This is a genomic window from Dyella lutea (genome assembly GCF_024158035.1).
Classification (GTDB): Bacteria; Pseudomonadota; Gammaproteobacteria; order Xanthomonadales; family Rhodanobacteraceae; genus Dyella_A; species Dyella_A lutea.
This window is the reverse complement of record NZ_JAMZEK010000001.1, coordinates 1060352-1085674: the sequence shown is the minus strand read 5'-3', so window position 1 is coordinate 1085674 and position 25323 is coordinate 1060352. Positions and strand designations below refer to the sequence as shown.

Here is a 25323-nt window from a genome sequence, read left to right as displayed (position 1 = left end):
TCAACTCAGGCCCTTCTGTTCGGCCGGGCGCAGCATCGGCGGGAGCACGCGGAGATCAGGGTGGATACTGGTCCGCGCTGCAACGTCTGCTGCCAGCGAGGCCATGAGCCCGGCATGGGCGCGGTAACGCCCGCCCGGTCGGTCCACCAGCACGCAGGCCAGCCAACCCGCGCGGATTGCGCCGAAGGCATCGCGTGCGACGCTGTCGCCAACCATCAGCAGGGATTCCGGCGGCAGCTCCAGGCGCTCGGCAACGGCGCGGAACGGTTCGATCGCCGGCTTCTCCGCGCCGTGCTCCCGGCTGAAGACAACCGCATCGAAGGCCTGTGCCAATCCTTCGCTCGCATCCAGCTTCGCCTGCTGCGAGGCCGGCGGATTGTCGGTCAGGATCGCCAGCTTCAGGCCGCGCGCCCGCAGGACCGCCAGCACGTCCGCGACCTCGGGAAAGATCCTCGCCGCCTGCGGCACCGCCGCCCGGTACGCCTGAAGAAGCGCGTCGCGGAGCGCCGGAACGCCCAGCCGCGTGGTCACGACGTCGATCAGCCGCGCGTGCTCGCCCTCCTCCAGCGCGAGGTAGGTCTGCTCCAGCAGGCCAGGCGCGTCGACCCCGGCACCCAATCGGCTTGCCGCCAGCCGCATGCGATCGACGATCCATTGCTTGTGGTCGAGCAGGGTGTCGTCCAGGTCGAAGACCACGCCCTTGATGGCGTCTGGGGCGAACCGAGGCAAGGCGTGCTGCTCCAGCGTGCGGATCGTCCGGACCGGTCGCCGTGAAGCTCCGCCGTCGCGCCCGAGCAGGAAGGCCACAAGGTTGTTGCCCTCGCCGAGCGCATGGCCGCTGGATGTGCCGTGCCGCGGATTGACATCCGAGACAAGCAGCGCGCCGTCTGACGTCCTGAGCAACTGCACGTTGAACAGCCCGCAGGCTCCGCGCGACGCCAGCCATGCCGCGAGACGCCCGACGAGCACGGCAACCTGCGGCGCTTGCTCGCTCTCGCTGATGACGGCGAAGCCGCCGGAGGTGCGCACCCGGCGGCGCAAGGTCAACGGCGATACGTGCCGTTCGAAGTCGATCGCGAAGTCCGCCGACACCTCCTCGAAGGCCGGCAGCCAGGATACCCACGCATACGAGCGGGCCAGTGCCTCGACATCGACGGCGCGGAGCCCGGAAAGTGAGTGCAATACCTGCACGTCCCGACCACCCCAACCGGAGCGCGGCCGCCCGAACAGGGGGAACGCCGCCGACGCAGTCAGCTCGACCAGGGCCTGCACCGGCAGCCCCGCAGCGTCCAGGGACCGATACAGCGCCTGCTTGTCCAGCAGGATGTCGAGCAGTTCGCCCGGGCATGCAGCGACGCGCGCTCCAGCCTCCGACAATCGCGCGGTCATGTCCGCCAGGCACCGGAGCTCGCGCTGCGTCGCCGGCAGGATCAACGAGACGCGCTCGGTCCGCACCAGGTCCAGCAGGAAGTCCTGGAACTCCGGCGCATCCAGCAGGGGCGCCACCACGTAACGGTCTGCCAGCAGCTCGCCGGGGGCGTCGGCCGTACTGTCCACCACCAGCGCGCGCCCGTCGGGCAGTGCATGGATTGCCTCGATGATGCCCTGACCCTGGAAGCCGCCCCCCGCTATGACGGCAACGGTCAGAGGCACGCCCGCGCCTCCAGGAAGACCGCATTGCAGACGTCCGGAAGACCGAACCCGACCTCGTCCATCGCGCGGACGACCTCCGGCGTGAGCCCCAGAGTGGCGAGCTGGGCCGTGGCGAACGGCTTGAGCATGAGGCCCGCACGTCCGACCACTTCCAGCCCGCACTCGGACATAAGTGCCTCGAGCGACTGCGGGTCGAAGTAGCGCCGGTGACCCAGCGCGAGATCGGCCTCGCTGAGGTTGTGCACATCCTCGAGCAGGCCTGCCTCGTGCCCGATCAGTCGATGCAGGGAGTGGGCATTGGGCACGGCGACCATCAGTCGCCCCTCGGGTGCAAGGAATCCGGCGAACCGCCGCAGCACGAGGGCAGGGTCCAGCACATGCTCCAGCACGAAGCCCATTTCGATGACGTCGAAGCGCCGATCGGTGTCGAAGTCCTCGAAATACGCCTGCTCGACATGCACGTGTGGCGGCGGCTCGACCTCGCGATTGAACATCTCGATGATGTCGGCGGAGCCTTCCACGATCAGGTACTCGGAAAGGCGGTCGCCAAGCCCGTCGAGAAGCCCCCGTATGGTGATCCGGTGGCCCACTCCGAGGCTCAGCAGGGAGAGCCGCTCCAGATGACGGGTGCGCCGCAGCACCTGCTCCAGTCCGGCCTGCAGCAGTCGCACGTTGTCGTCGTAGAAACTGAAGGCGGGTGCGTAGGCGGCGCTGTCCTGCTCGATCAGCATGTCATTCGGGTTCAACGTCGGATGGCTCGATGTGTTTGACGATGTAGAGAGGACGCTGCTGGGTCTGCACGAAGATTCTCGCCACATAGATGCCGATCACGCCCAGCCCGATCATGAGCACCCCGAAGAAGGCGGTCAGCAGCGCCACGATGGTGGGAAAGCCCAGCAGCGTGGCTTCCGGGTGGAGCAGCTTGCGCACCACTACGTAGGCGGCATTGGCCATCGCGAAGACCAGTGCGACGCCGCCAACCCACAAGCTGGCATACAGCGGCTTGGCGGAGAACGAGGTGACCGCCTGCCCCAGCAGCGCCAGCCGGCGCGCCAGATTATAGGTCGATGCGCCCGAGCGACGCAGCTTGCGCACCGGCACGCCCAGCTGCTTGAAACCCGCCCAGTACATCATGCCGGCCAGGAAGATGTTGCGGTCGCCGAGGCTCAGCAGCGCCTGCACGTAGCGACGGGTCATCAAGCGTTCGGTAACCACGCTGGGGGGCACCGCGGTATCGCTCAGGCGATTGAAGGCGGACCAGAACACCCGGCCGCCCCAGCGCTCCAGCACACCACCCTTGCGCTCTTCCTGGTAGCCGTAGACGACATCCGCCTGCGTCTCGCCCATCCTGCGCCAGAGCTCGACGAGGAATCCCGGGGAGACCTCCAGGTCACAGTCGATCAGGAAGACGCGCTCGCCTCGCGCATGGGCCAGCGCGGCCACGGCTGCCTGGTGGTGGCCGAAGTTGCGGGAGAGCTCGACCAGCCGGATGTCCGCGCGCTCGCGGCGCTTCTGCCGTACCCAGCCGGCCGAATCGTCCGGCGAGCCGTCGTCGACGAAGACGTATTCGACTGCGGTGATGCCCAGCGCGCCCGCCGCCTCGTCGCACTGGCGCAGGAACTCGTCCAGGTACGGCCGCGAGCGGTACAGGCAGGTGACGATGCTCAGCGGCACCTGGGGTGGCCGGGTGCGACCATCCGTCGCCGTGGGTTCCTGCAAATTGCTTGGAGACACGATGGGGTCCGCCGCCGGTGGCATGCACCCGCCGCTCCGGAAAGCAGCGGGTGCATGGAAGGATTCCGTCCCCGTCCGGGGATCAGGCCCATCTTATCGTGCGATATCGGGCGATGCCGGCGTGCTCAGTAATCGCGCACGTCCAGCAGCACCAGCTGCCGTGCCGAACTGCCGGCCGACAGCCCGGGCCACGTGCCGGCCGCAAGCATTGCGGTGCCGGCGGCCCAGGGTTCGCCGTCGAGCAGGGCTTCGTGGGTGGCTTCGCGCTCGGCATCCCGGCGATGCAGCAGATGGATCCAGTGCAGCTGCGGAGCCAGCGACAGCTGCGCCACCGCCTGCTGCAGGGCGAGTGCGGCCTCGACCGGCATCGGCTGCCCTTCCCCGTCGCGCGGACGCTGCACCAGCGGGCCGACGAAGACGTCCCACGTGCGCAGGCCGATGTCCCACGAGGCGATGCGCATGCGGCGGTCGTCGGTGACGTACCAGCAGGCGGCCAGCAGCAGGTGGAAGCTCGACTGCTCGAAGCCGTCCAGCGCTTCGCGGGCATCGGCGCCGGCGAAGCTGTCCTCGAGGCAGCGGTCCTCCGCCACCACCACGTCGACGTCGAGCCGTCCGGGTTCACCACCCGTGCCGGGACGCCAGTGGGCACGGATCGCGGGAAAATCGCCGTCGGTGAGCAGCCAGCCGTCCTCGTCCGGCTCTAGCTCCACCTCATGTCGTGCGAACAGCCGCCGCAGGGCGGATTGCAGTGCAGCGTCTTCCATCGTCATGCCTTGTTGGAATCGGTGCGCGCCGTGACGGCGGCGTCGGGCGCCAGCTGGCGCCAGGTCAGATACACGCGCAGGTCGAACTCGCGCTGGTGGTAGTCCGGCTGCATGTGCTCGCACAGCTGGTAGAAGGCCTTGTTGTGCTCGATTTCCTTCAAGTGCGCCAGCTCGTGCACCACGATGGTCTCGAGGAACGCGGCCGGCGCATCGCGGAATACCGAGGCGATGCGGATCTCCTTCTTCGCCTTCAACCGTCCGCCATGCACGCGCGAGATCGCGGTGTGCAGGCCGAGCGCGTTCTTCACCACGTCGAGCTTGGCGTCGTAGAGCACCTTGTCGATGCCCGGCGCGTTGCGCAGATGGGACTGCTTGAGGGCCATGGTGTAGGCGTACAGCGCCTTGTCGCTCTGCACGTCGTGGCGTTCGGGATAGCGCTCGGCCAGCCAGCAGCCGAGCCGGTCGGCGGCCAAAGCCGTGCGCACCTGCTCTTGCAGGTGGTCGGGGTAGCCCTGGAGATAGCGCAGCGTGGTCACGACCGCGATGTTCGCACGCCCGGCAGCAGGCGCCGAGCCCCGTCGCCCGTCGAACGGCGACTCAGTAGTGGCTGACGAAGAATGCCGTGGTGGCTTCCATCGCCTGGCGCCATCGCCGGCCGAGCTGGGGCGTGTACTCCGGGTCGAACTCCGCTACCGCAGCGACCAGGCTGTCGACCCAGTACGGATAGAGGGCCGGCGGCACCAGCGCGCGCCCGCGCGAACCGTGCACGTCGGCCATCGCCGCCATCGTGCGCTCCGCCAGGCGACTGCCGGCGGCGTGCACGATGGCCGAACTGATCCCCCTTCGCAACGCCATGTACTGCCTGCTGAAATCGGTGCCGGCGAACAGCGGTGGAATGTCCGGATGGCTGTCCATGAACAGCGTGTAGAAGCGTTCGATGAAGTGACCCTTGCGCAGACAGCGTCCGTAGCTGGCCTGCAGGTCGTCGTAACTGTCGGTCATAGGGGACACCGCGTTCGATCAGCCGCCCAGACTAGCCGGCCTTTGCAGGCGATTCGATGGGACGCAGCGCCGCAACTGCCTGACCTCCGTCAAGCCAGCAGGGCGCCCGCCCACGTCGCCAGCAACACCACGGCGAGCCCGCCGATCACCGGCCGGGCGAACGCCCAACCACCGGCCGCGGCCGCGATCACGGCCTTGGATGCGGTGTTGGCCGTCAGCGCCACGAGGATCGGCACCACCGCTCCCGCTGGCGCGATGCTGCCCTGGGCGGACAGCGTGGCGAAACTGACCGCAGGCGCGTGGGTGTCGGCCAGTCCGGCGACTGCAGCGGTGAGCAACAGGCCACCCTCGCCCAGCCAGGCCCGCAACGCGGCGGCCACGAGTTGCACCAGAGCGATAGTGGCGCCAAGCACCAGCGCTCCCTTCAGGCTGAAGGCGGCAGCCCCTGCCTCCACCGTCCGCCCGTCCGCGGCATCGCGGGTCCGCCAGAGCACGAGTAAGGCCACCAACGCGGCAGCCGTGCCGCCGGCGACCAGCGGCACGGCCAGTTGCCGCAACACGTGCAGGTCTGCCACCGCGAGGACGACCGACATCTGCACGAAGGTCGCCACGGTAGAGAGCACGGCGGCCGCAACCGACCGCGACCGCTGGTCCGGCAGGCTGCGCGCGCGAGCACCCATCACACCGATCGTGGCGGCGCTGGAGACGAAGCCCGACAGCAGCCCTGCCAGCGGCAGCGCGAGCCCGCTGCCCAGCCAGCGCAGCAACACGTGCGCCGCGGCGCCGATCGCCATCACCAGGATCACGATGATCCAGATCGTGTGCGGCTGGATCGCCCCGAACGGACCCATCGCGCGGTCCGGAATCAGCGGCAGCACCATCAGGGTGGCGGCCGCCAGCACCAGCAGATTGTTGAGTTCGGCGGCGGTCAGCACACCGCTGACGAAACGGTGCAGCCAGTCGCGCGACGCCAACAGCCCGGTGACCGCCACGCCAGTGGCGGCAGCCAACCCCGAGTGTTCCACCGCCATGCCGCCCAGGACCAGGCAGGCGATCAGCGCGGTTTCGGTGGTCAGCCCGGGATCGTCGCTGCGGTCGCGCGCATAGGCCACCGCCAGCAACCCGGTGAGCGCCAGCAGCGCCGCGACCAGCAGGCGCAGGTCCACGCTGGCGCAGACCGCGCCCAGCACTGCCACCACTGCGAAGGTGCGGATGCCGGCGACCGCTCGCTGGATGCCCACGCCCTTGCGCCGCTCGCGCTCGGCGCCCATCAGCAGGCCGATGCCGAGCGCCACCGCCAGACCGATCCACCCGTTCACCGCGTCACGCCCCGATGAAGGCCGGCGATACCGCGCGCGACAACGGCGAAAGCGATGGAGGACAAGGGGACTCTCCGGGACGGGCCAGCCCGATGTGGCCGATCATGCCGCAGCCGGCGCCGTTTGCGTGCGTCAGCGACGCCGCCCCCAAATCAGCCAGCGCGCCCCCAGCGCAAACAGCAGGACTGCCACGCACGCGCCGTAGCCGTACAGCGCCGGCAACACCTGCTGCCAGATCGCTCCGCTGGCCCGGCCGAACTGGTCGACCCGGGGCAGCTCAACCGCCTCGTACCCGAGCACGGCCGCGCCCACCGTGGCGGCCGCGGCCGCGAGCAGCGCGGTCAGGTCGAATACGCGCCGCCCCAGGGTGCGCGGCAGGTGCTTCGGGTAGGCGGAATAAGCCCAACCGAGTATGACGAGCCAGGGGGCAAGCAGCAGCAGGGCGAGATAGCGCATCGGCGAAATCAGTCCTGCGCAGCCAACTGGTCCAGCGCCTGGCGCAGCCGCGCCAGCGCCTCGTCCGCCGCCGCCTCGCCGCTGCCGAGCTGCAGCTGGGCGACGGCGGCGCCATCCAGTTCCAGCATCGTGCCGGCGGCCGAGGCCTGCACCACGGCCGCGGCCCCACCGAGCGATCGCAGCCGCTTCTGCACGATGCCGGCGGCCTTGGGATCGTCGAACGGCTGCGACAGCAGCAGCTCCTCGCCGTCGCCGGAGAACAGGCGGAAGCGGAAGCGACCGTCGCCATCGCGGAAGCTGGCGAAGCGCGGCGGCTTTTCCGCCTTCGGCGCCGATGCCGCCGCCGGCGTGGCCACGGCCACCGCCGCACCGGAACGCAGACCGATCGCATCGCGCAGTTCGGCGACCAGCGGCACGGCGATGGCGCGCGCCTTCCTGGCGCCTTCCTGCAGGATCGCCTCGATCTGCGCGGGCCTGGCCATCAGCTCGTCGTAGCGCGCACGCATCGGCGCCACGTCGGTTTCGATGCGTTCGAACAGCACCTGCTTGGCCTCGCCCCAGCCGATGCCGTCGATCAGCGCAGTACGGAAGGCCTGGCTCTCCGCTTCGCTGGCAAAGGCGCGGAAGATGGTGAACAGCGACGAGCTGTCCGGATCCTTCGGCTCGCCGGGCAGGCGCGAGTCGGTGACGATGCGCAGGATCGCCTCGCGCATGCCCTTGGCGCCCGCGGCGAACAGCGGAATGGTGTTGTCGTAGCTCTTGGACATCTTGCGCCCGTCCAGGCCGGGCAGCGTGGCCACCTGCTCCTCGATCAGCGCCTCCGGCAGCACGAAGAAGTCGCGGCCGTAGATGTGGTTGAAGCGCTGCGCGATGTCGCGCGCCATCTCGATGTGCTGGATCTGGTCGCGCCCCACCGGCACCTGGTGTGCGTTGAAGGCGAGGATGTCGGCGGCCATCAGCACCGGGTACATGTACAGGCCGGCGGTGATGCCCGCATCGGCGTCCTCGCCCTCGGCCACGTTCTTGTCCACCGCGGCCTTGTAGGCATGCGCGCGGTTGAGCAGGCCCTTGGCGGTGACGCAGGTGAGGAACCAGGTCAACTCCGGGATCTCCGGAATATCCGACTGCCGGTAGAACGTGACGCGCTCCGGGTCCAGCCCCGCGGCCAGCCACGTCGCGGCGATCTCCAGCCGCGAGCGCTCGATGCGCGCCGGATCGTCGCTCTTGATCAGCGCGTGGTAGTCGGCCATGAAGTAGAACGCGTCCACCTCGTCGCGGCGGCTGGCGGCGATCGCCGGGCGGATCGCGCCGACGTAGTTGCCCAGGTGCGGCGTGCCGGTGGTGGTGATGCCGGTAAGGACTCGGGTCTGCATGCGGGGGCGATCGTGCTCAGTGGATCAGGGTGGACTTGCCGAACAGCGATTCCACCAGGTCCACCGCGAGCTTCGCGGTCTGGTTGCGCTTGTCGTAGGCGGGATTGAGCTCGACGATGTCGAGCGAGCCGAGGCGGCCGGTGTCGGCGATCATCTCCATGCACAGCTGCGCCTCGCGGTAGTTCGGGCCGCCGCGCACCGTGGTGCCGACGCCCGGCGCGATGGTCGGGTCGAGGAAGTCCACGTCGAAGCTCACGTGCAGGTGGGTGTTGGCGTCGATGCCGGCGAGCGCCTCTTCCATCGTGCGCTTCATGCCGTTCTCGTCGATGTGGCGCATGTCGAACACCTGCACCTTGGCATCGCGGATCAGCTGCTTCTCGATGTCGTCCACCGAGCGGATGCCGATCTGCCGGAACACGTCCGGCGTGGTCGCCGGCACGTGACCGCCCACTTCCACCAGTTCCTTCGGTCCGTTGCCGCACAGGCAGGCCACCGGCATGCCGTGGATGTTGCCCGAGGGCGTGGCCAGCGCGGTGTTGAAATCCGAGTGGGCATCCAGCCACAGCACGCGCAGCGAGCGGCCCTGCGCGCGGCAGTGCGCGGCGACCGCGGCAATCGAGCCGATCGCCAGGCAGTGGTCGCCACCGAGCATGATCGGCAGGTGCCCGGCGGTGAGCTCGGTCTGCACCGCGGTGAACACTGCCTGATTCCAGGCGGCGACTTCGGCCAGGTGGCGGTAGCCATCCGTCGGCGGCTGCCACGGATTGAGCGGACCAGCCAGGTTGCCCCGGTCGTGCACCTGCAACCCGCGCTTGGTCAGCTTCTCGCCCAGCCGGGCCACGCGCAAAGCCTCCGGTCCCATCGAAGCGCCACGATGACCCGCGCCGATATCGGTGGGAACGCCAATCAGGGAAATGCTCTGCTTGCTCATGATGCCTCGTCGTCTCGATGCGTCCGCATCCCGTCTGCCGGGAGCGCGGGCGTTGCGCGGTGAAAGCGGGAACCGCCGCCCCGCCGCGCCGGACGTGCGAGGCACGCCCGGCGTCCTGGAACGCCCATTCTAACCCGCGTCGGGCGGCCTTTCAGGCGGATCGCACCGGGACCGGGCCCGGCGACTCAAGTGGCGCCATGTCGATGCCGAAAGCGTGACATGGCCCGGATCCGGTCCCCGGCGAAGCCGCTTCGCCGACTCGAACAGGTATCCGGACCACCTGAAATCCCCCTTGGAGGTCGCGAAGCTCCCGGAGTCCGCATGTCCACCTACCCAACGGCCAGGACGGTCGCGAAAGGGGTCCTGGCCATCACCTGGCCCTTCCTGTCGATCATCACGTTCCTCGTCCTGCTGTCCTTCTTCAGCATGGACACCCTCTCGGCTGCGCGCGCGTACGTCGGCGGCGAGAGCCTTTGGACCAAGGGGCAGAAGGAGGCAGTGCAACAGCTGGAGCTGTACGTCCGCACCGGCGATGCGCGGCACTATGCGGCATACCTGCAGGCAATTGCGGTTCCGCTCGGCGACCATGCCGCACGGGTGGAGCTGGACAAGCCGGCACCGGACCCCGGCATCGTCGAGCACGGCTTCGGGCAGGGTGGCAATCATCCCGGCGATTTCCCGCGGATGATCAGGCTCTACCGCCATTTCCACGGCTACGGCCCGGTGGCGCGCGCCATTGCCATCTGGCGCGATGCGGACACCCGGATCCTCGACCTGATGCGGGTCGCGACGGAGATCCGCAAACAGGTCGAACATGGCGAGCAGGCGCGCGCCATGCTCGCGCTGGAACGGGTCCGCGCCATCGATCGCGCCACCACGCCATTGGAGAAGCAGTTTTCCGCCGCACTCGGCGAGGCGTCCCGACAGGCCGAGGACCTGCTGCAGTGGGTGACGCTGATGTGTGCGGCCCTGCTCACGGGGGCTGGTCTGGTCCGGGCGCGGGGTACCGTTGCCAGCGAGCGACGGATGGCCTCTTCGCTGGAATTCAGCGAAGCGCGGCAGAAACTCGCCATCGCGGCCAGCAAGCACGGGATCTGGGACATCGACGTCGACCGTGCCGCCGTGCACGTCTCGCCGGGCTTCATGGCAGCACTGGGCTACCCGGATTGGCCCGACCAGGTACCGCTGGCGCGCATGCTGGAGCTGTTCCACCCCGTCGACCGTCCCCTGTTCGCCCGCCGCGTGAGCGTCGGCGAGAGCGACGAAGACGGGCACGAATGCGACTATCGCCTGCTGTCGGCACACGGCGAGATCCGCTGGATCCGCCTGCAGGGCGGGGCCATGCGCGACGAACACGGTCGGCGCACCCGCCTGGCCGGTGCCATGCGGGACATCACCGAGCAGCGACTGGCCGAACAGCAACTGTTCGAACAGAAGGCGCGAGCCCTCGTGACCCTGCAGTCGATCCGCGAGGCGGTGATCACCACCGACGCCCAGGGACGCGTGGATTACATGAACCCGAGCGCCGAAGCGCTATTGCAGACCACCGGGGAGTCGGTGCACGGCGCACCTGCGACATCGCTCTGCCGCTTCATCGACGAGGCCTCGCGGCAGGAGCTGGACAACCCGGTCGCTCTGGCGCTGGCCGAATCGCACCCGGTGACGCTGGCCGCCCGTGCCGCACTGCTGCTTCGCGATGGCAGCGAGATTCCCGCCGACGCCTCGTCTTCGCTGATCCTGGGCCAGGACGGCAGCACCCGGGGCGCGGTGCTGGTGCTGCGCGACGCGCGGCAGGAACGGGCCAGCGCCGCGCAGATCACCTACCAGGCAACGCACGACCCGCTGACCGGCCTGATCAACCGCAGCGAGTTCGAACACCGCGTGGGCGCTGCGCTGGAGCAGGTCCGTCGCACCGGGGTACCCCATGCCCTGATGTTCCTCGACCTGGACCAGTTCAAGATCGTCAACGACACCTGCGGGCACGTGGCCGGCGACGAGTTGCTGCGCCAGCTGTCCCGCCTGATGCCGGGCAGCCTGCGCAATGGCGATACGCTGGCCCGGCTCGGCGGCGACGAGTTCGGCGTACTGCTTCACGACTGCACGCTCCGACACGCCGCGCGAGTCGCCGAGGCGCTGCGCGAACAGGTATCTCGCTTCCGCTTCTACGCCGATGGCCGCGCGTTCTCGGTCGGCGTGAGCGTCGGACTGGTCGGCATCGGCGCGGACTTCGAGGACTTGTCCGCCATCATCCACGCGGCCGACGCGGCCTGCTATCTGGCCAAGGAAAAGGGACGCGACCGCATCCAGATCTACCGCGCCACCGATGCCGACCTGAACCGACGGCGCGGCTTGGTGCAATGGACGGCCCGCGTTCGCGAAGCACTGGATCAGGACCTGTTCTGCCTGTACGCGCAGCGGATCGAGCCTGCCGCCCCGGCCATCGGGGCCCCGTTGCACTTCGAGGTGCTGCTGCGCATGCGCGAACCGGGCGGCCGGCTGATCCCGCCTTCGGTGTTCCTCCCCGCCGCCGAGCGCTATGGCCTCATCCAGGCAGTGGATCGCTGGGTGGTCTGCGCCACCTTCGGGGCGTTGCGGCGGATCGGCATGGAGAATGTGCACACCTGTGCGATCAACCTCTCCGGCGCCAGCCTCGGCGATCTGCGCTTTGCCGAAAGCATCCTGGCCATGGCCGCGGAACAGCAGGTGCCCCCCGGACGCATCTGCTTCGAGGTCACCGAGACCGCCGTGATCTCGGAAATCTACAAGGCACAGAAATTCATCGGACTCCTGCGCGCACGCGGGTTCCGCTTCGCGCTGGACGACTTCGGCTCCGGCATGGCGTCCTTCGGGTATCTCAAGCATCTGCCGCTGGACTACCTGAAGATCGACGGCGCCTTCGTGCGCCAGATGCGCTCGGACCGGGCCGACCGCGCCATGGTCGATTCGATCAACCAGATCGGCAAGATCTTCGGGCTGCGGACGATCGCCGAGTTCGTCGAGAACGACGCGACCCGCGGCCTGCTTCGCGAGATCGGCGTCGACTATGTCCAGGGGCACGGCGTGGCGCGCCCGGTGCCGCTGGGCGAACTGCTCGGGCAACGCAGCGATGGCTCGACGCCCGCACCGCATTCGATGAAGCGGCCGGCCAGGAAGGCCGGTCAGGACCCTGCCCTGCTGGCATCTGGGCAACGTCCGGTCGAGCCGCGATCCGACGCGGGATAGGCCGCTCCGCGCACCCGAAAGCGAAAAGGCCGCGCAAGCGCGGCCTTCACTGCACAACCTGGTGCCGGCAGCAGGAATCGAACCCGCGACCTACTGATTACAAATCAGTTGCTCTACCAACTGAGCTATACCGGCATCTCCCTTCATTCTAGCAGGCGACGTCCGCTGCGCACCGCTCAGAAGCAACCCGTACTGTGCGAACCGACGGCGAGCTCGCGCACGCGCTGGCGCCAGGTTGCCGAGTTGGCATCGGGCACGACGACGTCGAGCCAGTACTCGGGCACGGTCTCCACCCGCTCGGTCATCTGGGCGGGGAAGCCGGCCGCCACCAGGTCTTCGCGACGCTTGCGCGCGTTGGCCGGATCCTTGAACAGGCCGAGCGAGATCGTGTTGGGCTGGTCGCCGGAGCTGACCACGAAATAGTCGCTGAAGTGCGCGTCAGCCAGCCGCTGCGCCACGGCGAGCGCCTGGGCGCGGCTGGCCTGCGCCGGCAGATAGACCCACCAGCCACGGGACTGCTGCGACTGCTCCTGACGCGATTGGCTACGCGCCAACTCCGGCGCCAGTCGTTCGCGCGCACTGCGCAGGGACTGCAGGCTCGGGAACGGCCCCAGCGCCAGGCACTGGTAGCTTGCCGCGGTGGAGCCGCCGACCGCCAGGGGCGTCGATCGGCCGGCTGCCGGCGAGGAGGCGGCCATCGCGACGGCATCCGCAGCGGAAGGATCGGCGGGCGCGCTGGCTCCCAGCGCGGGGCCGGCGGCAGACAGATCAGGTCGCTCGGTCAGCAGGTGCAGCACGGGCACGCCCGGATCGGCGGCGCTCGGTACGGTCACCTCGTCCTGCCCGAGCACCAGCCAGGCGCCCACGGCGATGTTGAGTGCGATCAGCAGAACGAACAGGAGACGCAGGAACATCCAGAGTTCTCTTCCGGTACTACGGTGGATTCTAGTCGTCCGCGGCGGGCGGCAACGTGGTAACGCTCCACACTGCCAGGCCACGCAGCACGCCGTCGACGACCAGCTCACCGGGCCGGGCGACAAGTTCGCGGAGCAGAGGCGCATCGCCGCCGCCGAAAAGCAGCGTCGAGCTGGTCCCGAGCATCGGCTCGACCTGCGCCACGAAACGCTCGACCAGCGCCGCACAGGCGCCCCAGCAACCGGAAGCGACCGCATCGGCGGTGTTGTCGGCCAGCACGGCGACTTCGCCCGGGCGCTCGGGCCGCACCTGCACGGTGGCACCGAGCAGGGAGTGCTGCATCAGCTGTGGCCCAGGCGCGATCAGCCCGCCGAGGTGGCGGCCATCGCCGCGCAGGGCATCCAGGGTGAGCGCGGTGCCGACACCGACCAGCACGCAGGGCGAGCGGCCGTCGGCATGGGCCGCGACCATGGCGAGGAAACGGTCCACGCCCAGGCGCGGGGGATCGGCATAGGCGCTGCGCACGCCGCAGGCTTCGGCCGGACTGCGCACCCAGACGGTCGCCCCCCCGCCACGCCGACGAACCTGGGAGTCGACCAGCTGCTCGCGTTCGCTGTCGACCACCGACGCTCCGAACACTGTTTCCGGCTCCGGCAGGGCAGCCCAGGCGGCCGCCAGGCGCTCGGCGACGGGCTCGGCCCAGGCGACCGCGCCCTCGCCGAGCCGCCGGCCCGCGTCCAGCGCCCACCACTTCAGCCGGGTATTGCCCAGATCAAGCAGCAGCCTCATGCGCGGCGCACCGTGACTTCGGCGCTGTCGATCCGCTGCATGCGGCCATCGTCCAGTCGCAGGCACAGCGCGCCACGCGCATCGATGCCGGCACCGGTGCCGCGCAGATCGCCCTGTGCGCCACTGAGCGCCAACGGCTGGTCGCGCAGCAGATCGTGGCGGGCGTAGTCGTCGACGAAGGCGGCGAAGCCATCCCGCTCGAAGGCCTCCAGGCCCGTGGCCAGGGCCTCGATCAGGGCCGCCGCCGTGCGGATGCGCGAGGGCGGCTCGCCGCCGCACAGCCCGGCCAGGTCAGCTACCGGCTGACCGGCCTGGTCGCGCAATGCGGGAGTCAGCCGCAGGTTCAGGCCAATGCCGATCACCGCCGCGCAGGGGCCCTGGTACTCGCCGCTGACCTCGACCAGGATGCCGGCCAGCTTGCCGGCATCGGCCAGCACGTCGTTTGGCCATTTCAGCCCGGCACCGCTCACCCCGAGCGCATCGAGCGCACGCATCACGATCACCCCCACCGCCAGCGAGAGTCCGCCCAGCCCGGCCATCCCGGACTCGAAACGCTTCAGGCACGACATATACAGATTGAGCGCTGGCGGCGACAGCCAGGTACGCCCGCGTCGACCGCGACCGGCCGTCTGGGTCTCCGCCAGCACGATGCTGAGGTCGGGCGTCGCCGCACCGCGGCGCTGCAGCTCGCTGGAGGTCGAGTCCAGCTCCCAGAACACCTCCAGCGTGCCGAGCCGGTTGCGCGCGGATGACGACAGCAGGGCTGCGATGCTGTCCGCGTCGAGCAATTCCACCGCCCAGGGCAGGCAGTAGCCGGCGCTCCCGCGGGATTCGACCGGCACACCCCGCGCACGCAAGGCCTCGACCTGCTTCCAGATCGCAGCGCGGGTCACCCCGGCGGCTTTGGCGAGCCGTGCACCGGACACGGGGTGGCCACCGGCCAGCGCGGCGAGCAGGTCAGGCGCTTGCATCGAGGGACGGGAGCGTGATCGGCGCGAACGTGCCGAGGGGAAGCGGAATGGCTTGCATGGCGTCCGATTCTATCCCGAGGTTTCACACATCCCCATCCGGCGCGCTCCCGACGCCCGGGCGCGACACTGGCGGCGGGTCGGGCTTTCTGTCACCCTCAATGGTCTGGATCATGCGAATCAAGGGGTTGAGTCGCCATGAACGCTCCGCACTGGATCGTCGGAAGTGCCCTCGCGGCGGCCTTGTCGCTGCCCGCGCTCGCGTCTGCGGCGTCTTCGGATCTCGGCGGTCTCAACGGCGGCGGACAGCAGTCCAGCTCCGACAGCACGTCCTCGCGGACCCTGGTCAACAGCGCATCGGCATCCGGCGGCGGCGACGTCACCGGCCTCCCGCAGCACACCGGTGCAAGCGCTCCGGCCAGCAGCTCGAGCGACGCCGACAGCGATCCAACCGGCAACCTGCCCGTCAGCGGCAGCGCGCGCCAGGCCGCACCGCACCACGCCAGCCCGGGCTGGCAGTCGCTGCTGCCCGGCTCGATCCAGTAACCGCGGCTTCGCCGGTCAGCCCGGCGGCAGTTCCACGCTGAATCGCGCTCCGCCCAGTTCCGGCGAGCGGTCCACGACCAGTTCGCCCCGATAGGCCCTGACGATGTCCTGCACGATGGACAGGCCGATACCATGGCCCTGGACCCGCTCGTCGCCGCGCACGCCACGCTGCAGGATCCGCTCGATCTGGTCCGGCTCGATGCCCGGGCCATCGTCCTCGACACTGAGCGACAGCCCGGGACGCTGCTTCCCCGGCTGGGTCCGTGCACTGGCCATCAGCAACACCCGGTGGCGCGACCACTTGAAGGCGTTCTCCAGCAAGTTGCCCATCAGCTCGAGCAGATCGCCCTGTTCACCGTAGAAGGCGACGCCCTCCTCGATCTCGAACTCGCACAGCACGTTCTTCGCCGCGTAGACCTTTTCCAGGCTCTGCACCAGGTCTTCGGCATGCCCGCCGAGCGGGATCGCCGTGGCGAACGGCTGGCGCCCCGTCGTGGCCGCCCGCGCGAGCTGGTAGGCGACCAGCTCGTCCATACGCCGCACCTGGTCCAGCACGTCATGGGCCAGCTGGGGCGCTTCGCTGGAAGACTCCAGCCGGGAGCGGATCACCGCCAGCGGCGTCTTCAGGCTGTGGGCCAGATCGGCCAGCGTGTTGCGGTAACGCGCGCGCTGTTCGCGCTCGCTCTCGATGAAACCGTTGATGCGCTCAGTGAGTCCGGTCAGCTCGAGCGGGTACTGGCTATCGAGCGAATCGATCTTGCCGCGCTCGACCCGGCTCATGTCCGCCGCCACCTTGCGCAGCGGCGTGAGGCTCCAGCGCAGCAGCAGCATCTGCAGCACGATCAGCATCACCCCGAGGGTCGAGAGATAGACGATCAGCGAGCGGCGGTAGGTCGCGTTCTCGCCCTTGAACTGGTCCTCGGTCTGGGCGACGGTGAACGTCAGCGGCACCTTCCGGTCATCCTGCGACTCGAACACCACGCCATAGCTGTAGTAGTACAGCCGGCCCATGCGGGTATCGATCGGTCCGACGAAGCGCGTCTCGCCCGGCTTCAACGGTGACAGGAAGCCGAAATCCCGGCCGATCGCCGAGGACGATTCCCAGTGGAACCCATTCTCGCCGGTCGCTACCGCATACAGCCCGGAACCGGGGCGCGAGAAGCTCGGATCCGGCGATGAGTACGGCATCAGCAGCCGCCCGTTGCGGCCCACGTCGATCAGCGCCAGATAGGCCAGCACGTCGTTTTCCAGCCGGTCGCGCAGCCCGCTCAGGGCGGTCTGGTATTTGGCCTGGGACAGGGTGACGCCGATGATGCCGAGGAACCCGGCCAGCGCCAGGCCGGTCGCCATCGCCGCACGCGCCGCCAGCGACAGCGGGCGGCGCGTTGACAAGGGCTCAGTCCTCGTCGCCGTCGCTTCGGGGGATGGCAAAACGGTATCCGCGTCCACGTACGGTCTCGATAGGCTTGATGGTGCTCTCGGGGTCGAGCTTGCGGCGCAGGCGGCCGATGAACACCTCGAGCACGTTGGAATCGCGGTCGAAATCCTGCTGGTAGATGTGCTCGGTCAGGTCGGCCTTGGAGACCAGTTCGCCGGCGTGCAGCATCAGATATTCGAGCACCTTGTACTCGTAGCTGGTGAGATCGACCACCTTGCCCTCGACGGAGACCGTCTGCGCGGTGGTGTCGAGCTTGATCGGGCCACAGGCGAGCACCGGCTTGGACCAGCCGCTGGCGCGGCGCACCAGGGCGTTGATGCGTGCGAGCAGTTCCTCGACGTGGAACGGCTTGACCAGGTAGTCGTCGGCACCGTGCTTGAGGCCTTCCACCTTGTCCTGCCAGCCGCCGCGGGCGGTGAGGATGAGGATCGGATAGCGCTGGCCGGCCTCGCGCAGCGACTTGATCAGGTCCATGCCGGACATCTTGGGCAGACCGAGATCGATGATGGCCAGGTCGAACGGCACCTCACGACCCAGATACATGCCCTCTTCGCCATCCTGGGCGGTGTCCACGGCGAACCCGTCGCGCTTCAGGCGCGCGGCAAGCGTCTCACGCAGCGGAGCCTCGTCCTCCACCAAAAGGATGCGCATCAGTGTTTCTCCTTGTTGCCCCGGCCGTTTCCGACCGGATTCTTGGTTGACTGGGCCGGCGGCGGACGCCGGTCCGACTCGGAGGGCACCGTGAAGGTGCGGACGTAACCGCTGGGCGTGAGTACCTTGATGCGGTACTCGGTCCTGCGCCCGAACTCGCGGCGATCCGCCGACAGCACCTTGCCCCCCGTGTCGTGCTGCACCTGCTCCACCGCCTGGTCCAACGTGAGATTCGTGTCCTGCTTGGCCCGGCAGGGATCGGCCACCGCCAACAGCAGCGGCACGACCAGCAGGCGCGACAGGATAAGCGTCTTGGGTGTCATGCGTTCGTGATCCGGCCTCGACGGGGAATCCGAGGAGCGCCCGAGGTTAAGGGCCGCGGCCTGAATAGTGGCCCGAACGACACCCCCTGTCATGCCGCGGCGCGTACCGGATCCATCGCCTCTTCCAGCAGGCTCCAGCCCGCCCCCGGTCGATGTGCCCCCTCGCTCAGTACCCGGCGGAAAGTCCGCGCCCCCGGCTGGCCCTGGTAGAGACCCAGCAGGTGCCGGGTGATGTGCTTGAGCGCCGTGCCGCGGGCCAGCTCCGCCTCCACGTAGGGCCGCAGGTGGTTCAGTACCGCCTCGCGGGTCGGCAGCGGTTCGCCGTAGAGGGAGCTCTCCAGCTCCGCCAGCAGGAACGGATCGTGGTACGCGGCCCGCCCGAGCATCACGCCATCGACGAATTGCAGGTGCTCGCGCACCTGGGGCACCGTGGTGATGCCACCGTTGATCACCACGGTGAGGCCGGCGAACTCCCGCTTGAGGCGGTAGACCCGGTCATAATCCAGCGGCGGGATCTCGCGGTTCTCCTTCGGGCTCAGCCCCTGCAACCACGCCTTGCGGGCATGCACGACCAGGATCTGCACACCGGCCTCCACCATCGCTTCGGTGAAGCGCTGCAGGCCGGCGTAGGCGTCCTGGTCGTCCACCCCGATGCGGCATTTGACGGTGACCGGGACGCTTGAGCCCGCTGCCTGCACGGCATCCCGCATGGCCTGGACGCACTGGCCGACCAGCGCCGGATCGAGCATCAGACAGGCACCGAAGCGACCGGACTGGACGCGATCGGACGGGCAGCCGACGTTGAGGTTGATCTCGTCATAGCCGGCCCGCGCACCGAACACCGCGGCCTGCGCCAGCTCCTCCGGTTCGCTGCCGCCCAGTTGCAGCGCGACGGGGTGTTCCTGCTGGCTGTGCTCGAGCAGCCGGAGCTGTCCGCCGCGCACCAGCGCCGCGCTGGTGACCATTTCCGTGTAAAGCCTGGAGCGGGGGGACAGCAGACGGTGGAAATACCGGCAATGCCGGTCGGTCCAGTCCATCATCGGGGCGACACAGACGCGCCAGGGGGTGGCAGAGGGCGAAATCGCGATTGGCATCGGCATATGGTCGCCGAAAACCGGTCGCTTGGGGTCGGAACCGATCTGCGCTCCCGGCATCCCGGCATGGCTCCCGGAAACAATTGGCTGCTAATATCCAGTTAACAACGAGTCAATGGAACTGGTTCACATTTATGAAGATCTATCAGGCTCTACTTGCTGCGCTCTTCAGCCTCGTGCTCGCCGCATGTGCGACCACCCAGGGCTCGACCGACGCGCCCGTGTTCAACCCCGACGCGCAGGCGATGACGCAGTACCACATCGGCGTCGATGACCTGCTCGAGGTCTCGGTCTGGAACAATCCCGACCTCAGCGTGAAGGTGCCGGTCCGCCCGGACGGTCGCATTACCGTGCCGCTGATCGGAGACGTGGTGGCTGGCGGCAAGACGCCGGACCAGGTGTCGGCCGACATCAAGGAGCGCCTGAAGAGTTTCATCCGCGACCCGCAGGTGGCGGTCATCGTCACCGAACTGCGTAGTCACGAGTATCTGCTGCGGGTACGCGTGACCGGCGCGGTACGCAATCCGGTCTCGATTCCCTATCACCAGGGCATGACGGTGCTCGATGCGGTGTTGGCCGCAGGCGGCATCACCGAGTTCGCGGCACCGGACCGGACCGAGCTCTACCGCAAGACCAAGTCGACCACCTCGTCCTACGCGGTGCGGCTTGGTCAGATCCTGCAGGATGGAAAGCTGGGCACCAACTATCCGGTCCAGCCGGGCGACGTGATCACCGTGCCGCAGCGGTCGTTCTGAACCAGGAAAGCCCGACAGGGGGAGCGGTACTCATGAAGGACGAACAACCGAGCCTGCAGTCCTTGCTACCGGTGCTGTTGACCGAAGCGAGGCGGCGGCTGGGCACGATGATCCTGATCTTCGTGGTGATCGCGCTCGGCGCGCTCGCACTGGGTCTGGCGTGGCCAAAGCGTTACGACGCGAGCACCACGATCCTCGCGCAGGAGAGCAGTATCATCACGCCGCTGATGGAGGGCGCCGCCTCGCCGACGGGCACCAAGAATCGCGCCAACATCGCACGTGACGTGATCTTCAGTCGCCCGGTGATGAACCAGGTGCTTGCCGACGCCGGTCTGCTCCAGAACAAACCGTCCCCGGCCGAGATCGACCGCATCATCGACGGCATCAAGGCTCGCACCGTGGTCCATCTGAGCCACGGCAACCTGATCACCATCAGCTATCACGATTCCGATCCGAAGCGTGCGTTCGAGGTGACCCGCGACTTCGGCAAGCTGTTCATCAGCGAGAGTCTCGCGTCCAAGCAGCGCGAGAGCCGCGATGCCTACAAGTTCATCGACAGCCAGGTCGAGGCGTACCGGCAGAAACTGACGGCTGCCGAGGAAAACCTCAAGCGCTATCGCGAGAACAACGTCGACGCGCGACCCGGCAGCGACGCCAACATCAATTCGCGCATCAGCGAGCTGCGCAGCCAGGTGGAGACGGCCAAGCTCGACCTGATGCAGAAGCGCTCGCAGGAAGCCTCGCTGATGTCCCAGCTCTCGGGCGAATCCGAAGTGACCGCAGTGCAGACCACCGACGGCGTCTACCGCGCCCAACTGGCCGACCTGCAGGCGAAATTGGACAAGCTGCTGCTCAATTACACCAACGAATATCCGGACGTGGTGCGGACCCGCCACCAGATGGACGACATCAAACGGCAGATCCAGGCCGAAGACGCCAAGCGGCAGGCCGCCAAGCTCGCCGGCACACCGGTGGCGATCGACGGCAACGCGCAATTCAACCCGCTGTACCAGCAACTGAAGAGCCAGCTCGCCGCACTGCGCGGAGACATCGCCGCCACCGCCGCGCGCTTGAGCGCCAGCCAGGCCATGCTCAACGACGAGCTCGAGCGCGCCAAGCGCGTGGCCGGCTCGGAGAACGTGGTCGCCGAGCTCACCCGCGATTACGACGTCAATCGCGACGTCTACCAGGATCTGCTCAAGCGGCGCGAGAACGCGCGCGTTTCGATGAACCTGGACGCCACCCAGCAGGGACTGAACTTCATCGTTCAGGACCCCGCCGTGCTGCCGCTGGCGCCGTCCGGGCTGCGCTTCATCCATTTCGCCCTGGTCGGCATCGTGATGGCCGTCGGCGTACCGCTCGGACTGCTGTTCCTGCTGGTACGGTTCGACCCACGCGTGCGCTCGGCCGAACAGCTTGAGCAGCTCACCGGGCTGCCCATGCTGGCAACCATTCCGTACTATCAGGCGCCGCAGGACCGTCGTCGCCAGCAGATGCAGTTTGTCCTGCTGGGAGCGGTCGCCTTCGCCATCGTGCTGGCCTACCTCGTTTCGGTATGGATCAACCTGAGGGCTGCAGCATGAACATGCGCGACAACCATACCGGGGAAGGCCAGCTGCCCGTCGGTTCCAGCGCCGGACCGGGCGACCAGCTTCCGCGCAGGAGCGACAGCCAGTCGATCGCGCTCATGGAGGAGACGCGTGCCCTGGTGCCGTCCCAGCTCGAGCAGCGACGGCTGATCCATGCCGAGCAGTCTTCGCGCAGCCAGGCCGATGTCTTCCGCGAGATCCGTACCCGGCTCCTGGAACTGGCCAACGACCAGAACTTCATCACCCTGGTGGTGGCCGTGAGTCCCGGCTGCGGCGCAAGCTTCGTGGCGCGCAACCTGGCTGCGGCCTTTGCGTTCGACCAATCCAAGACCAGCCTGCTGATCGACTGCAACCTGCGCTATCCCGAGCAGCACCGCGTGCTCGGCGTGGATACCGACAACGGCGGTCTGATCGACTTCCTCGACCATCCCTCGCGCGGGATCCAGTCGGTGATCTATCCGACCGTGCTTCGCCACGTGCGACTCATCCCCGCCGGTACTGCGCGCGAGAACGTCGCCGAATACTTTTCCTCGTTCCGTATGCGCGCGATGGTGGATTCGCTGCGGAGCCGCTACAACGACCGCTACATCTTCCTCGACGGCCCTGCCGTGAAGGGATCGCCGGATGCCCGCATCCTGGCCGAGCTGGCGGACTTCGTGGTGCTCGTGGCCGGCTACGGCAAGGACACGCCCGCCGCGATCATGCAGGCGGCCAGCAGGTTTGACCGTTCCAAGCTCGCGGGCGTGATCTTCAACCAGGCTCCTTGAGAGGACGCCTGGCGAGGCCTTTCGCGTGATACCCGCGCGACGCCCGCAAGGGCCGCGCGGCCCAAAACAGGGGAGCAGGCAAGCTGTTTTCCATCGGCATGCCCGATGGGAGGAGCACGCGCATCCCCGCATCCTGACCCGGAAGGGGTACGAACATGTCCGCCAAACATCGCTGCTCACGGCGCACGCTCGCCGCCACCATCACCAGCCTGTTCGCCTGCGCCGGAGCACGGGCCGGGCAGCTGGACTACACCCTCTACACCGGCATCGAGCACAGCGACAACATCGCGCTGAGCGCGACCAATCCGATCAGCCAGAACACGCTGATCCCGGGGGCGACCTTCCGCTTCGACCAGCAGGGCTCGGATCTCCAGGCCCATGTGCTCGGCAGCATCGAGTACCGGGACTACCTCGGCTCGCGCTTCAGCAACCAGACCCAGACCCAGCTCTCCGGCCAGGCCAACTGGACCATCTCGCCGCAGCGCCTGGATTTCGTGGTGGAGGACTATGCCGCGGTGCAGCCGGTCGACCCGACGGTCAGCAATTCGCCGGCCAACCTCCAGCAGACCAACGTGCTCAGCCTGGGGCCAACCCTGCGCTTCGATCTCGTTTCGGCCTGGCATGGTCAGGTCGATGCCCGCTACATCGACAGCCGGGCGCAGAAGACCAAGCAGTTCGACTCCCAGCGCGGGCAGTTCGCCGCCCGGCTGATCCACGATTTCAGCCACAGCGCCTTGGGATCGCTGAACGCCGAGACCCAGACGGTGCATTACACCTCGGCGTTGCCGGGTTCGGATTACCGTCGCGATCAGGTCTACGGCCGCTACCAGGGCAGCTCCGCTCACACCGAGCTGGACGTGTCGGCCGGCTGGAACCACCTTCAGTTCGACCAGGGCTCCCCCCGTACGTATTCCGGCTCGCTGCTCAGCGCCACCGGCACTTGGCACCCCAGCGACGCCAATTCGCTGAGCGTGAACCTGGCGCGGCAATACACGGACGCAGCGCAGAGCATGATCCAGCCGGACCTCACCTCGCCGGTCGAGAGCCGCACCGGCATCGTGACCGGGAAGACCGTGGTGGGACCGCAGGTCTATCTGGAACGCCGCGCCGAACTGGCCTATGCCTGGCGCTCGGACCGCCTGACGTTCTCGCTCGCTCCCTACTATCACAAGCTGAGCTATGTGAACGACACCACCTACAATCAGGTCGGCCGGGGCGCCAATATCGGCCTGGACTACCGGTTCCGGCCCACTCTGCAGCTGTCCGCCTTTGCCAACGGCGAGCGGCTGCGCTACGACACTCTCCAGCGCCTGGACCGCACGGTCAGCTACGAGGTCGCCCTTACCGACCAGCGCACGGTGCACTGGTCCTGGCGCGTGTCCTTCCTGCACCAGCAGCGACACAGCGACGCCGCGGGCCAGAGCTTTCACGAGAACCGCATCTATGTCGGGGTGATCTTCCGGCGATGAGTGGCGAACTCGTCAAGGAGATACCCGGTAATTTCGGGCCGCAGGGATCGCTGTTCGGCATCACGGCCGAACCGGCCTACCCCCCCAGCACAGCAGTCCTGCTCTGTCCGCCACTGGGGCAGGAGCTGATCCGCAGCCACCGCCTGTACCGCCAGCTCGCGCACATGCTCGTGCGGCGAGGACTTGTCGTCATGCGTTTCGACTACTACGGCAGCGGCGACTCCTGCGGCGACACCGACCAGACGACGCTCACCCGCTGCGTCGAGGACACCCTGACCGCTGCCGGGGAACTGCGCCAGCGCACCCGCTGCCGTCGGCTGATCGCCTTCGGGGCCCGTCTCGGCGCCAGCATCGCGCTGCAGGCGCATGACCGCCAGCCGTTCGACGCGCTGATGGTGTGCGATCCGATCCTCGATGGCCCCGCGCATCGGGCGCAGCTCGAGGCGCTGCATGCAGGGATGCTTGCCGACACCCGCCGCTTCGTCCGTCCGCGGACTGCAGCGGAAGGGGCCGGCCAGTGGCTGGGCTTTCCGCACGGCGAACAGCTCGGCGAGGAGCTGGCAGCCATGCACCTGTCCGTTCCACCTGCTGCGTTGCTGCTCGACTCGGCCAACGCGTTCCCCCGCGCCGGAAACATCGTGGCGCTGGACGAGCCGCTCGGCTGGGACGACCTCGATCGCCTCGAGGTGGCCATCCAATCGCACGAGCTGATCTCGCGCGTACAGCAGCATATGGAGACGCTGCAATGACGGAGGTGGCCTGCCGCTTCGGCCGACACGATCATCTGGTCGGGGTGCTCTCCACACCGGGGTCCCACGACGATGCCGCGCCCCGTCCGGGAGTCATCCTGCTCAACGCGGGACTGGTGCATCGTATCGGCCCCTTCCGGATGACGGTGGAGCTGGCGCGCATGCTTGCCGGTCAGGGATACGCGTCGATCCGGTTCGACCTTTCCACCATCGGCGACAGCGCCGGCACCGCCGACGCCGGCTCGCGCGAAGACCATGTGCTGGCCGATGTGCAGGACGCCATGGCGTTGCTGCAGCAGCATGCCGGCTGCTCGCGCTTCGTGTTGATGGGCCTGTGCTCCGGGGCGCAGAACGCCCACCACGTGGCAAGCATCGACCAGCGCGTGGTCGGCGCTGTGTTCATGGATGGCTATGCGTATCCGACGCGCGGCTTCTACCTGCGGCACTACCTGCCGCGACTGCTCCACCCCGTCCGGGTGGCCCGGGCGGCCTGGCGGCGGCTGCGACGCATCGGCCGGCACGACGATGTGGACCTGGCAGGCTTCGCCGTGGAATGGCCGTCCAGGCAGCAGGTGGTCTCGGAACTGACCGACATGGTGCGGCAGGGGCGGAAGCTCTGCTTCATCTACAGCGGCGGCGCCCTGGGCTACTTCAACCACCCGCGGCAGTTCGGCGAGTGTTTCGGCTCGCTTGCCGCCGATCCGAACGTGCAGGTGCGGACATTCCCGGAAGCCGACCACACCTTCATCCTGGCAGGCGACCGTGCACGGCTGCGCGAGTGTATCGCCGACTGGATGCAGCAGTCGTTCTGACCCC

25 protein-coding genes and 1 tRNA gene are annotated in these 25323 nt (G+C 68.2%); 8 read left to right on the top strand and 18 right to left on the bottom strand.

The window, feature by feature from the left end; genetic code table 11:
- From NC595_RS04815 to rocF, 10 genes are all read right to left on the bottom strand, one after another.
- The gene (locus tag NC595_RS04815; RefSeq protein WP_253565141.1) at positions 1 to 1653 is read right to left on the bottom strand and encodes an HAD-IA family hydrolase; all 1653 of its coding nucleotides are present in this window, start codon (positions 1651 to 1653) and stop codon (positions 1 to 3) included.
- A complete protein-coding gene (locus NC595_RS04810) occupies positions 1644 to 2384 on the bottom strand; it encodes a class I SAM-dependent methyltransferase (RefSeq protein ID WP_253565139.1) in 741 nt (246 codons plus the stop codon). Before NC595_RS04810 ends, NC595_RS04815 begins: the two co-directional genes overlap by 10 nt.
- A gap of 1 nt (position 2385) precedes the next feature.
- The gene (locus NC595_RS04805) at positions 2386 to 3387 is read right to left on the bottom strand and encodes a glycosyltransferase (protein WP_253565138.1); all 1002 of its coding nucleotides are present in this window, start codon (positions 3385 to 3387) and stop codon (positions 2386 to 2388) included.
- A gap of 125 nt (positions 3388 to 3512) precedes the next feature.
- Positions 3513 to 4151 (bottom strand): DUF6348 family protein, encoded by a 639-nt coding sequence (locus NC595_RS04800; RefSeq protein WP_253565137.1) that lies wholly within the window; start codon positions 4149 to 4151, stop codon positions 3513 to 3515.
- 2 nt (positions 4152 to 4153) lie between these two features.
- Positions 4154 to 4687, bottom strand: coding sequence for a M48 metallopeptidase family protein (locus NC595_RS04795; protein WP_253565135.1), 534 nt, complete (start codon positions 4685 to 4687; stop codon positions 4154 to 4156).
- A 61-nt stretch (positions 4688 to 4748) separates the two neighbouring features.
- Positions 4749 to 5153, bottom strand: a complete 405-nt coding sequence (locus NC595_RS04790; protein WP_253565133.1) for a globin — start codon at positions 5151 to 5153, stop codon at positions 4749 to 4751.
- An 89-nt stretch (positions 5154 to 5242) separates the two neighbouring features.
- Entirely contained in the window at positions 5243 to 6472 is a 1230-nt protein-coding gene (locus NC595_RS04785) for an MgtC/SapB family protein (protein ID WP_253565132.1), read from the bottom strand.
- A 132-nt stretch (positions 6473 to 6604) separates the two neighbouring features.
- Positions 6605 to 6928, bottom strand: a complete 324-nt coding sequence (locus NC595_RS04780; RefSeq protein WP_253565131.1) for a hypothetical protein — start codon at positions 6926 to 6928, stop codon at positions 6605 to 6607.
- Positions 6929 to 6936: 8 nt separating this feature from the next.
- Positions 6937 to 8301: a tryptophan--tRNA ligase gene (locus NC595_RS04775; protein WP_253565130.1), complete on the bottom strand. Its 1365-nt coding sequence runs from the start codon at positions 8299 to 8301 to the stop codon at positions 6937 to 6939.
- A gap of 16 nt (positions 8302 to 8317) precedes the next feature.
- On the bottom strand, positions 8318 to 9232 hold the full coding sequence (gene rocF / locus NC595_RS04770; protein WP_253565128.1) for an arginase: 915 nt from the start codon (positions 9230 to 9232) through the stop codon (positions 8318 to 8320).
- Positions 9233 to 9553: 321 nt separating this feature from the next.
- On the opposite strand from rocF, the gene NC595_RS04765 reads away from it, so the two are divergent.
- Entirely contained in the window at positions 9554 to 12454 is a 2901-nt protein-coding gene (locus tag NC595_RS04765; protein WP_253565125.1) for an EAL domain-containing protein, read from the top strand.
- Between the two features lie 59 nt (positions 12455 to 12513).
- Here the strand turns inward: NC595_RS04765 and NC595_RS04760 are convergent.
- The 4 genes from NC595_RS04760 to NC595_RS04745 all read right to left on the bottom strand — a co-directional run bounded on the left by NC595_RS04760 (position 12514) and on the right by NC595_RS04745 (position 15129).
- Positions 12514 to 12589 (bottom strand) — tRNA-Thr (locus tag NC595_RS04760).
- Between the two features lie 41 nt (positions 12590 to 12630).
- Positions 12631 to 13368, bottom strand: coding sequence for an SPOR domain-containing protein (locus NC595_RS04755; protein ID WP_253565124.1), 738 nt, complete (start codon positions 13366 to 13368; stop codon positions 12631 to 12633).
- Between the two features lie 31 nt (positions 13369 to 13399).
- Positions 13400 to 14158, bottom strand: coding sequence for a type III pantothenate kinase (locus tag NC595_RS04750; RefSeq protein WP_253565122.1), 759 nt, complete (start codon positions 14156 to 14158; stop codon positions 13400 to 13402).
- Positions 14155 to 15129: a biotin--[acetyl-CoA-carboxylase] ligase gene (locus NC595_RS04745; RefSeq protein ID WP_253565120.1), complete on the bottom strand. Its 975-nt coding sequence runs from the start codon at positions 15127 to 15129 to the stop codon at positions 14155 to 14157. Before NC595_RS04745 ends, NC595_RS04750 begins: the two co-directional genes overlap by 4 nt.
- Positions 15130 to 15324: 195 nt before the next feature.
- Between NC595_RS04745 and NC595_RS04740 the strand changes: the two genes are divergently transcribed.
- A complete protein-coding gene (locus NC595_RS04740; RefSeq protein WP_253565119.1) occupies positions 15325 to 15672 on the top strand; it encodes a hypothetical protein in 348 nt (115 codons plus the stop codon).
- Between the two features lie 15 nt (positions 15673 to 15687).
- On the opposite strand, the gene NC595_RS04735 is transcribed toward NC595_RS04740, so the two are convergent.
- From NC595_RS04735 to dusA, 4 genes are all read right to left on the bottom strand, one after another.
- On the bottom strand, positions 15688 to 17103 hold the full coding sequence (locus NC595_RS04735) for an ATP-binding protein (protein WP_253565118.1): 1416 nt from the start codon (positions 17101 to 17103) through the stop codon (positions 15688 to 15690).
- Complete coding sequence (locus NC595_RS04730) at positions 17069 to 17761, bottom strand: response regulator transcription factor (RefSeq protein WP_017460552.1); 693 nt, start codon at positions 17759 to 17761, stop codon at positions 17069 to 17071. The genes NC595_RS04735 and NC595_RS04730 overlap by 35 nt, the downstream gene beginning before the upstream one ends.
- Entirely contained in the window at positions 17761 to 18084 is a 324-nt protein-coding gene (locus NC595_RS04725; protein ID WP_253565116.1) for a PepSY domain-containing protein, read from the bottom strand. The genes NC595_RS04730 and NC595_RS04725 overlap by 1 nt, the downstream gene beginning before the upstream one ends.
- 89 nt (positions 18085 to 18173) lie before the next feature.
- Positions 18174 to 19178, bottom strand: a complete 1005-nt coding sequence (gene dusA / locus NC595_RS04720; RefSeq protein WP_256488886.1) for a tRNA dihydrouridine(20/20a) synthase DusA — start codon at positions 19176 to 19178, stop codon at positions 18174 to 18176.
- Positions 19179 to 19312: 134 nt separating this feature from the next.
- On the opposite strand from dusA, the gene NC595_RS04715 reads away from it, so the two are divergent.
- From NC595_RS04715 to NC595_RS04690, 6 genes are all read left to right on the top strand, one after another.
- Complete coding sequence (locus NC595_RS04715; RefSeq protein WP_253565114.1) at positions 19313 to 19933, top strand: XrtA/PEP-CTERM system exopolysaccharide export protein; 621 nt, start codon at positions 19313 to 19315, stop codon at positions 19931 to 19933.
- A 32-nt stretch (positions 19934 to 19965) separates the two neighbouring features.
- Entirely contained in the window at positions 19966 to 21516 is a 1551-nt protein-coding gene (locus tag NC595_RS04710; protein WP_253565113.1) for an XrtA system polysaccharide chain length determinant, read from the top strand.
- A 2-nt stretch (positions 21517 to 21518) separates the two neighbouring features.
- Entirely contained in the window at positions 21519 to 22289 is a 771-nt protein-coding gene (locus NC595_RS04705) for a P-loop NTPase family protein (RefSeq protein WP_253565111.1), read from the top strand.
- 155 nt (positions 22290 to 22444) lie between these two features.
- Positions 22445 to 23758, top strand: coding sequence for a surface lipoprotein assembly modifier (locus NC595_RS04700; protein WP_253565109.1), 1314 nt, complete (start codon positions 22445 to 22447; stop codon positions 23756 to 23758).
- Entirely contained in the window at positions 23755 to 24507 is a 753-nt protein-coding gene (locus NC595_RS04695; protein ID WP_253565108.1) for a serine aminopeptidase domain-containing protein, read from the top strand. The genes NC595_RS04700 and NC595_RS04695 overlap by 4 nt, the downstream gene beginning before the upstream one ends.
- Positions 24504 to 25319 carry an alpha/beta hydrolase family protein gene (locus NC595_RS04690; RefSeq protein WP_253565107.1) on the top strand — a complete coding sequence of 272 codons (816 nt, stop codon included), beginning with the start codon at positions 24504 to 24506 and terminating at the stop codon, positions 25317 to 25319. Before NC595_RS04695 ends, NC595_RS04690 begins: the two co-directional genes overlap by 4 nt.
- The last annotated feature ends 4 nt before the right edge of the window (positions 25320 to 25323 follow it).